Source organism: Herbiconiux sp., assembly GCF_023264895.1.
GTDB lineage: Bacteria > Actinomycetota > Actinomycetes > Actinomycetales > Microbacteriaceae > Herbiconiux.
The window spans coordinates 86,912-95,093 of record NZ_JAHFUY010000019.1; the positions used below are offsets into that span (position 1 = coordinate 86,912).

Here is an 8,182-nt window from a genome sequence, read left to right on the forward strand (position 1 = left end):
AGCGGGTCGCGGGTCAGCGCAGCTCGCCGAGGTCCTTGTTCTCCGACTGGCGGCTGCGCTCGAGGTAGGGCTTCGCGCGCTCGAGGCCCGTCTCGAGGGCGGTGACCGTGCCCTGCATGTTCTTGGCGGCCTCGGCGCGGAAGGTGTCGATGGCATCCATCGTCTGGAACACGTTGTCGAAGGCCTTCTGCAGGGTCTCGACGCTCACGCCCGAGGTGGAGGCCTGCTGGTGGATGCGCGTGGTCTGGTCCTTCAGCATCTCGCTGGTCTGCAGGATCATGTTGTTCGTCGTGGTGTTGATGGCGTCGATCTGGTCGAGCACCATCTTCTGGTTCGCGAGCGCCTGGGCCACGATCACGGCCGTGCGGAGCGCGGCGATGGTGGTGGTGCGCGCGCGGTCGACACCCTTGATGAGCTCGGTGTTGTTCTTGCGGATCAGGTCCATCGCGAGGTAGCCCTGCACCGAGACGGCGAGCTGGGTCAGGATGTCCTGGTGGCGCTGGCGCACCGGGAACAGCACGTCGGCCTCGAGCTTCTGCGCCTCCTCGATGCGGCCCGCGGCACGGCTCGCCTCGATCTTCTCGACGCACGCGGCGTCGAGAGCCTTGGCGAACACCGCGTACTCGCTGAGCTGCTGCATGGTCTCCCAGAGCTGCACCTTCTCGCCGGCGAGCGAGGCGTTGTCCTTCAGCAGCTCGTCCTGACCGGCCATGAGCGACTTGATGATCTTGTCGAGCTGGGTCTGGGCCGACTCGTACTTCTGGAAGTACTTCGCGAGCTTGTTGCCGCCGGGGATGAAGCCGAGGATCTTGCGCCCCACGCCGAGGTCGGCCTGGTTGGGCGTGAGGTCTTCGACCGTGCTGCGCAGGTCGCCCAGGGTGGTGGCCACCTTGACCTGGGCGCTGTCGCCCGAGCGCTTGGCGCCGGCCACCGAGGTGGAGGAGCGCTCGAGCATGCGGCTGGAGTAGCCCGAGGACTGCACCATCTCCTTGCCGCCGATCTGGGTGATCCCCTCCACCTTCGTGGTGAACTCGGGTGCCCGCGGATCCAGGCTCGCCACCTCGGCGATGAAGGCGCGCGCCTGGGCCTGGATCTCGGTCTGCCGCTCGACGGGGACCGGCACCATGCCGGGGGCTTCGTCGGCCTTGACGATCTCCGGGGCCTCGGGGGCCTGCAGCACGAGCGAGGCCGCCTGGGTCTCGTCGGCGCTCGGGGGAGTGAGGGGCGTGCTCATGGCGATCAGCTGCTCTCGTGTCAGAGGATTCGAAAGAGGGGGTGTCGGGGAGCCCGGATCAGCCGAGCGGAACGCCGAAGTCGCCCGCGATGCCGGCGAGACCGGTGGTGTAGCCCTGGCCGACGGCCTTGAACTTCCACTCGGCGCCGTTGCGGTAGATCTCGGAGAAGAGCATCGCCGTCTCGGGAGCCGCGTCTTCACTCAGGTCGAAGCGCACGATCTCCTGGCCGTCCTGGTCGACCACGCGGCAGTAGGCGCCACGCACCTGGCCGAAGTTCTGGCGGCGCTCGTCGGCCTTGTCGATCGACACCGCGAAGATCACGCGCTCGACGTCGGCCCCGATCGACTGCAGGTCGACCGTGATCTGCTCGTCGTCTCCGTCGCCCTGGCCCGTGCGGTTGTCACCGAGGTGCACCACGGAGCCGTCGGCCGCGGAGGGCTGGTTGTAGAAGATGAAGTCGGCGCCGGAGCGCACCTTGCGGTTCGCGCCCACGAGGAGCGCCGACGCGTCGAGGTCGAACTGCTCGCCGCTCGTGGAACGCGGGTCCCAGCCGAGGCCCACGGTCGCGACCGTGAGGCCGGGGCTGGTCTTGGTGAGAGAGAGGTTGCTGCCCTTTTCGAGGCTGAGTCCTGCCATGATGATGCTCCTTCGTCGAGTTAGAGAGTCTGGGCGGCCGGGCCGAGCAGGTCCATGACCGAACGGCCGTTGGCGCGTTCACCGATCGCCTTGAAGCTCCAGCCGGCGCCCTCGCGGGAGACCTTGGACATGATCATGGCGGTGTGCGGGCCGGAGTCGGTGAGCTGGTAGCGGGCGACCTCGGGCGAGCCGGGGGTCGAGTCGTCGACCACGCGGCTGAAGGCGTTCTTGACCTGGTCGAACGTCTGTCGGCTGTAGCTGGAGATCACGAAGACGATCTGCGCCACCGCGGGGGAGACCTTCGAGAGGTCGACCAGGATGGTCTCGTCGTCTCCGTCACCGGCACCCGTGAGGTTGTCGCCCGTGTGCGAGGCCGATCCGTCTTTGCTCTTGAGCTGCTGGAACCAGATGGTGTCGAGCACCTTGCCCGTGGCGTCGAAGAAGATGGCCGAGGCGTCGAGGTCGACATCGGCTCCGCCGGCGAGGCGCCCGAAGAGCCCCTTCTTGACCGGTGCCGCGCTGTCCCAGCCGAGGCCCAGACGGATGCGCGTGAGCGCTCCTCCGTCGTTCTTCGTGAGAGAGAGCGACTGACCTTTTTCAAGACTCAGACCCATGGGTAACTCCTTGCTGCTTCGAATCGATTCACTGTCATCGTGCACGATCAGGTTTCGGGTCCCGGAGGCGCACTGCCTACGTTAGTAGGAACGCCTCCGGGTCCGCTCGGAACAGAGTCCGATGGTGCTGCTAGTTGAGGCCCTTCGAGTCGGCGCTCTGGGTGCCGCGGAGCTCGTGGGCCCTTGTGAGGCGCTCGGCGAGCTCCTCGTCGTCGGCCGCCTTCTCCTGGTACTTCGGAGCGAGGCCGGCGATCTGCTTCTCCCGCTCGAGCACGCGGGCGTAGGTGGTCTCGCGGGCCACGTCGTCGCCCTTGTAGTCGTGCTCGATGTACTTCTTGGCCTGGGCGCTCGCGTCGCTGATGACGGTGTGCGCACGGCCGGCCGGGCTGAACAGCGACAGCAGCACCGTGACGGTGAGGATGCCGACGATGACCAGGAGCGAGAGGCCGGTGCTGATCTCGAACACGGGCACGTGCTCTCCGCCGTTGATGAACGGCAGCGTGTTCTCGTGCAGCGCGTGCAGCACGAGCTTGACGCCGATGAACCCGAGCACCGCGGCGAGGCCGTAGCTGAGGAAGATGAGCCGGTCGAGCAGTCCGTCGATGAGGAAGTAGAGCTGACGCAGGCCCATGAGCGAGAACGCCGTGGCCGTGAACACGATGAAGGTGTTCTGGGTGAGGCCGAAGATGGCGGGGATGGAGTCGAGCGCGAAGAGCAGGTCGGTTCCACCGATGGCCACCATGACCAGCAGCATCGGGGTGAGCACCTTCTTGCCGTTCTCCACCGTGACGAGCTTGTCGCCGTCGTACTTGTCGGTGGTCTTGAACAGGCGCTTGGCGAGACGGATGACGAAGTTGTTCGCGTCGTCGCTCTCCTCCTCGGGCTTCAGCAGCTTGATGGCCGTGAAGATGAGGAACGCGCCGAACAGGTAGAACAGCCACGAGAACGAGTTGATCAGCGCGGCGCCCAGGAAGATGAACCCGGTGCGGGCGATCAGCGCGAAGACGATGCCGAAGAGCAGCACCTTCTGCTGGTCGGCGCGGGGCACCTTGAAGCTCGCCATGATGACGAGGAAGACGAAGAGGTTGTCGACCGAGAGGGCCTTCTCCGTGATGTAGCCGGCGAAGTACTCCGAGCCGAGCGTGGGCCCTCCGAAGATGAGCACCCCCACGCCGAAGACCACCGCGAGCCCCACGTAGATGGCCGACCACTTGGCAGCCTCGGGGAGAGTCGGTTCATGGGCCTTCCGCACGTGGAAGAAGAAGTCGAAGGCGAGCAATCCGAGGATGCCCACGATGGTGAGCAGCCAGACATAGGTGGGGATTTCCATGGGTTCCATATTAGTTGGTCTTATCCAACCATTCTCGACTTTCTCGCATGTTCGTCAGGAATAATTCAGCTATGAGCGATGCCGACAGGGGAGAGCGCGATCCGGGCGCCGTCATCCAGGCCTCCCTCTCCACCATCCTCCGCTGGTCGACCAGGGCAGACAACCGTCGCACCCTGCAGGATTCCGGCGGCGCAGCCCTCACCAGCACCGACGCGTGGCTGCTCGAGCACATCGCGACCTCCGGCCCCCACCGCATGTCGACGCTCGCCGAATGGCTCTCGGTCGACCGCTCCACCATGAGCACCGAGGTGCGCCGGCTCGAGGACGCCGGCCTCGTGGAGCGCACCGCCGACCCGAGCGACGGGCGGGCCGTGCTCGTCACCGCCACCCCCGAGGGGGTGGAGGCGCTGAAGCTGCACCTGCAGGCCGCCTACGAGGTCTACTCCACCCTCGTCGGCAAGTGGAACGAGCACGACCGCACCGAGCTGGCGCGGCTGCTCGAGCGCTTCGTGCACGAGTTCTCGTGGGTCACGGATGCGATCTCCCGCCACAACGCGGGAAGGTAGCCCGCCTAGCTGTAGCCGGACGGCTCGGGGTACGCGCCGCGCAGAGCGTGGTCGCCGACCTCCTGGGCCTTGTAGGCCACGGGGTCGTGCAGGGTGACCGTGCGGGCGTTCCGCCAGAAGCGGTCGAAGCCGTAGGAGGTGCCCGTGGCGCGGGCGCCGGTGAGCTCGAACACGCGCGAGGTCACGTCGAGCGCCACCTTCGTCGACACCACCTTGGCGGCCGCGATCTCGATCGCCGCCTCGCCGCGCTCCGCGTCGGTGAGCGCCCAGCCGCGGTCGGCGACGGCCGTCAGCGACTCGGTCGCCCGCCAGGTCAGCGCATCCGCTGCCCGTGTGGCCGCCGTGAGGTCGCCGATGAGCTCGCGGATGTAGGGGTCGTCGACCGCGCGGTCGACACCGCTCGTCGACCACGGCTTGGTGCTCGAGCGCACGTACTCCGCCGCGGCGGCGAGAGCGCCCTCGGCGAGACCGACGTGCACGTGGTCGAGCGCGAGCTGGAAGAACAGGATCGAGAGCGAGGAGTACGGGTGGTAGCGCGGCCCCTCCTGGCCGCCGAAGCCGAGCACGTTCTCCTCCGGCACGCTCGCGGCGTCGAACGACACCGATCCGGAGGCGGAGAGCCGCTGGCCGTTGTTCTCCCAGTCGTCGTGGTGGGTGACGCCCGGCTGCGTGGCGTCGATCACGATGGCGAGCTTCTCACCCGTGTCGACGCGGGTGCCGCTCGCGGTGATGCGGTCGGAGACCTGCGCGCCCGTGGCGAAGAACTTGCGGCCGCTGACCGTGAAGCCTCCGCTGCCCCCGCGGCCGGTGCCCGCCCCGCTCTCGACCGGGGTGAGGGCGAGCCCGGCGTCGCGCGGGTTGCCGGCGCCGCCCCAGAACCAGTGGTTCCGGGCGAGGCCGCGCTGCAGGGCCTGGAAGCGCTCCTCGTTCTCGTTGAGCTGGATGCGCCAGGAGTTGACGAAGTGGTAGGCGAAGAGATGGCCGAGCCCGCCGTCGGCGCGGAGCACCGGGCGGAGGGCCGACAGCACGGTGGGCCAGTCGAGGCCCCCGCCGCCGAGCTCGCGCGGCACGAGCGCGGGCAGGAGGCCCGTGGCGCGGAAGGCGGCGACCTCGGCGAAGGGGGCTGTGCCCTCGTGGTCGCGCTCGGCGGCCACGGCGGTGAACTGCTCGGCGAGGGCCGCGAGGGCGTCGGCCGCCTCGGCCGGGTCGGTGACGGTGCGGGGTGGGGCTGCGCTCACGCCGTGGGCTCCGTCCAGGGCGTGCGGTTCCACTGCCGGAGCACCTGGTTGCCGTGCTCGAAGCCGAGCACGCTCACGGCGGCGGTGTCGAGCACGAGGTACTCGCCGAGGCGGATGGGCGCTCCGATCCAGGTGGCGCCGAGGGAGCGCAGGTAGTGGCCGTGCGAGAAGATCAGCACGTCGTCGCCGGCGTTGAGGGTGCGGTGGGCGCGGCGGATGACGGCCTGGTTGCGCGCCAGGAGGTCGGCGGCCTGCTCGCCCCGGCCCTCGGCATCCTGAACGATGCCGTTCTCCCAGAGGTTCCACGGGCCCCCGTAGGCCTCCGCGATCTGGGGGCTCGTGAGGCCCTCGAACGAGCCGTAGTCCCACTCGGCGAGGTTCGGATCGACCTCGGGCGCCGGGCTGTCGACGAGCCCGGGGGTCACGAGGGCGGCGGTGTCGGCCGCGCGGCGGCGGGGGCTCGTGAGCACGAGGCCGAAGCGGCGGCCGGCGAGAGCCCGGCCCACGGCCTGCGCCTGCTCCTCGCCACGGGCGGTGAGCGGGATGTCGGTGCGGCCGGTGTGGCGGCCGTCGAGGCTCCACTCGGTCTCGCCGTGCCGCACGAGCACGATCTGGGGGGCGGTGCCGCGGGCGGCGTGCCGGAAGGTGTCTCCGGCGTCGGGGTGGCCCTCGGGAAGGGCGGCGGGGTGCGGATCGGGGAGTGTCATGGGAGGCCTTCGGACTCGGGAGGCGAGCGCGGGAGATCGCCTCATCCAGGGTAGCGGCCGGCCGCTCGCGTGTGACGCGGGATGGCGTTACCTGACGTGCTCCCGGGCGAAACGTGTCCGCAATCTCGGCGCGCGAGGATGGCGGCATGACAGAGCTCACCGTGGTCGATGCCGTGATCCTCCCGATGGCCGACCGGACGGTGCTCGATCCGCCGGTGCAGGATGGGCCGGTGCGGGATGGGGCGGTGCGGGATGGCCAGGAGGCCGAAGGTCCCGACTGGTTCCGCGGATGGCTGCGGGTGGGCGACGACGGGCGCATCGCGGCGATGGGCGAGGGCACGCCTGCCCCGGGCGACATCCGCGGCGACGTGCTCGACGTGCGCGGGGCCTTCGTGGCGCCCGGCTTCATCTCGGCGCACAGCCACATCTTCACGAGCGGCATGCGCGGCATGACCCCGGGCGACAGTCTCTACGGCTGGGTCGGCGAGCAGAGCACCTTCATCTCGGGGGCCGACTCCGACGACATCTACTGGTTCACCCTGCACGGCTGCCTCGACTTCCTCGGCAACGGCGTCACGAGCGCCTACAACTTCACCGACTCGCGCGTGGTGGGCAAGTACGACGCCGAGAGCGACACCCGCGAGATCTACGCGATCCGCCCAGAGGAGTACCTGCACCGGCAGATCGACGCCGCCCGCGACGCCGGCCTCCGCACCATGAACGCCCTCCGCCTCGACTCGGAGTTCCAGCCCGCCGAGGAGGCCTTCGCGGTGTTCGCCCGAGCCGTCGAGCACCTCAAGCGCTCGGTGCCGGCCGAGCTCGATCTCGGCGCGAGCGTCTTCGGCGCGGTGCAGTGGTCGGCGAGCGAGCAGGCGGCGCGCGACGAGGTCGCCGCGATGGATGCGCACGGCATCGGCAACCAGGCGCACTTCCTCGAGACGAGCGAGGCGCTCGACCAGCAGCGGGAGAAGTTCCGGTGGTACGAGGAGGCCGGGGCGCTGCGGCCGGGATTCCTCTTCGGCCACTTCGTGCATCCGGACTCGTACATGTCCCGGGTCGCCGCCGAGAAGGGGGCCGGCATGGTCTGGCAGCCCACCTCGAACGGGCGGCTCGGCTCGGGCGTCGCCGACATCCCGCACTACCGCTCGCTCGGCATGCCGATCGGCGTGGGGCTCGACGACCAGAGCTGCACCGACGTCTCCGACCCGTTCCAGAACCTGCGGATCGGCACCTACACGCAGCGGGCCGTCAACCAGGACGCCTCGATCGTGATGCCGCGCGAGATGCTCCGGATGCACACGCTCGGCTCGGCCGAGGCGCTCGGCCCGCAGGTGGCGGCGGCCGTGGGATCGCTCGAGGTGGGCAAGTTCGCCGACTTCCTCGTGGTCGATCCGGCGTCACCCGACACGGGCCCGGTGTGGGACGTCTACGCGCACTACGCCTTCGCGTGCGGGCTGCGGAACCTCAAGAAGGTGTTCGTGGGCGGGGAGCTCGTGTCGGCGGACGGCGTCTCGACGCATCCGCTCGCCGCCCGCGCGAGCACCGAGCTCCACACACGGGTGCGGGAGGTCGCCTCGAGGGCGGCCTCCCGCAGTGTGGAGCGACTGGCCTGGTGACCAGCGGGCGTGGCTACAGGGAGATCAGGCCCTGGGTCTTCGAGGTCGCGGCGGCCAGGCGCTCGGCGACGTTCTGCCAGTTGGCGATGTTCCAGACGGCCTTGATGTAGTCGGCGCGCACGTTGAGGTAGTCGAGGTAGTAGGCGTGCTCCCAGACGTCGAGCATGAAGAGGGGGATGACGCCGAAGGGCACGTTGGACTGCTGGTCGAAGAGCTGGAAGACGGTGAGGTTGCCGCCGA

9 protein-coding genes are annotated in these 8,182 nt (G+C 69.2%); 2 read left to right on the forward strand and 7 right to left on the reverse strand.

Annotation, left to right across the window (positions count from 1 at the left end; translation table 11 throughout):
* Positions 1-13: 13 nt before the first annotated feature.
* The 4 genes from Q0D57_RS03265 to Q0D57_RS03280 form a co-directional block, all read right to left on the reverse strand.
* Positions 14-1,234 (reverse strand): toxic anion resistance protein, encoded by a 1,221-nt coding sequence (locus Q0D57_RS03265; RefSeq protein WP_291038060.1) that lies wholly within the window; start codon positions 1,232-1,234, stop codon positions 14-16.
* 58 nt (positions 1,235-1,292) lie between these two features.
* Positions 1,293-1,871 carry a TerD family protein gene (locus Q0D57_RS03270; RefSeq protein WP_291038063.1) on the reverse strand — a complete coding sequence of 193 codons (579 nt, stop codon included), beginning with the start codon at positions 1,869-1,871 and terminating at the stop codon, positions 1,293-1,295.
* A gap of 20 nt (positions 1,872-1,891) precedes the next feature.
* A complete protein-coding gene (locus tag Q0D57_RS03275; protein WP_291038066.1) occupies positions 1,892-2,485 on the reverse strand; it encodes a TerD family protein in 594 nt (197 codons plus the stop codon).
* Positions 2,486-2,615: 130 nt separating this feature from the next.
* A complete protein-coding gene (locus tag Q0D57_RS03280; RefSeq protein ID WP_291038069.1) occupies positions 2,616-3,815 on the reverse strand; it encodes a TerC family protein in 1,200 nt (399 codons plus the stop codon).
* Positions 3,816-3,886: 71 nt separating this feature from the next.
* On the opposite strand from Q0D57_RS03280, the gene Q0D57_RS03285 reads away from it, so the two are divergent.
* A complete protein-coding gene (locus Q0D57_RS03285; protein WP_291038071.1) occupies positions 3,887-4,381 on the forward strand; it encodes a MarR family winged helix-turn-helix transcriptional regulator in 495 nt (164 codons plus the stop codon).
* A gap of 5 nt (positions 4,382-4,386) precedes the next feature.
* Here the strand turns inward: Q0D57_RS03285 and Q0D57_RS03290 are convergent, their stop codons facing one another.
* Together Q0D57_RS03290 and Q0D57_RS03295 are read right to left on the reverse strand one after the other, a co-directional pair.
* Positions 4,387-5,619 (reverse strand): acyl-CoA dehydrogenase family protein, encoded by a 1,233-nt coding sequence (locus Q0D57_RS03290; RefSeq protein WP_291038074.1) that lies wholly within the window; start codon positions 5,617-5,619, stop codon positions 4,387-4,389.
* Positions 5,616-6,326, reverse strand: coding sequence for a histidine phosphatase family protein (locus tag Q0D57_RS03295; protein WP_291038077.1), 711 nt, complete (start codon positions 6,324-6,326; stop codon positions 5,616-5,618). The genes Q0D57_RS03290 and Q0D57_RS03295 overlap by 4 nt, the downstream gene beginning before the upstream one ends.
* Positions 6,327-6,472: 146 nt before the next feature.
* Between Q0D57_RS03295 and Q0D57_RS03300 the strand changes: the two genes are divergently transcribed.
* The gene (locus Q0D57_RS03300) at positions 6,473-7,942 is read left to right on the forward strand and encodes an amidohydrolase family protein (RefSeq protein ID WP_291038080.1); all 1,470 of its coding nucleotides are present in this window, start codon (positions 6,473-6,475) and stop codon (positions 7,940-7,942) included.
* A 13-nt stretch (positions 7,943-7,955) separates the two neighbouring features.
* On the opposite strand, the gene Q0D57_RS03305 is transcribed toward Q0D57_RS03300, so the two are convergent.
* Positions 7,956-8,182, reverse strand: a 227-nt coding sequence (locus Q0D57_RS03305) for a Fe-Mn family superoxide dismutase (RefSeq protein ID WP_291038083.1), incomplete at its 5' end; no start/stop codon positions are given.